Here is a 579-nt window from a genome sequence, read left to right as displayed (position 1 = left end):
ATATGAAGTAGACACGGAGGGCGTGTAATACGGTTCCGCTGAGAAAGGAGTGATCGTATCTATTTGCCGCAACTGCCCTCTATGGGCCATTGGCGTACAAAGCGGACAATCGCAAGAAAAAATAATGAAAAAGGAGGACAGCCGGAATCATGCCCTCGGAAACCGGGCGGCAGATTGTTCCGGCTTTTGTATGCCTATGAAACATGACAAACCTATTTTTTAGTCAGATTCCGGCTAACAAACTATATGGCATTTTTTGAACAGGCAATTACCGTTCTTCAGACTCTCGTTATCGCTCTGGGCGCTGGTCTTGGTATCTGGGGTGTCATCAACCTGTTGGAAGGTTACGGCAACGACAACCCTGGCGCAAAATCTCAGGGCATGAAGCAGCTCATGGCCGGCGCTGGTGTAGCCGTAGTCGGCATGGTCCTTGTACCGCTGCTCTCCGGGCTGTTCTCTGTCTAAGCGTTCCTGCATGAAATCCTTGCCGCTCCCGCAGTTCTGCGGGGGCGGCGGAAAGGAGGTTGACACCGTATGGATTTCTTACTTGAAGCCCTGACAAATTGGCTGAAAGAAATG

The 579-nt window shown here is 50.8% G+C and carries 1 protein-coding gene; it reads left to right on the top strand.

From position 1 onward, the window contains the following. Window positions 1-246: 246 nt before the first annotated feature. Window positions 247-465, top strand: coding sequence for a Maff2 family mobile element protein (locus ACESZP_RS17975; protein WP_003525154.1), 219 nt, complete (start codon window positions 247-249; stop codon window positions 463-465). The last annotated feature ends 114 nt before the right edge of the window (window positions 466-579 follow it).

Source organism: Candidatus Dorea massiliensis AP6 (assembly GCF_964245105.1).
In the GTDB taxonomy this organism is placed as follows: domain Bacteria; phylum Bacillota; class Clostridia; order Lachnospirales; family Lachnospiraceae; genus Laedolimicola; species Laedolimicola intestinihominis.
Note: the sequence above shows the minus strand (reverse complement) of the source record. Positions and strands in the feature narration are given on the sequence as shown.

Excerpts from the sequence above, each read along its gene's own strand:
- ACESZP_RS17975 (WP_003525154.1), top strand. The coding sequence starts at position 247 with ATGGCATTTTTTGAACAGGCAATTACCGTTCTTCAGACTCTCGTTATC.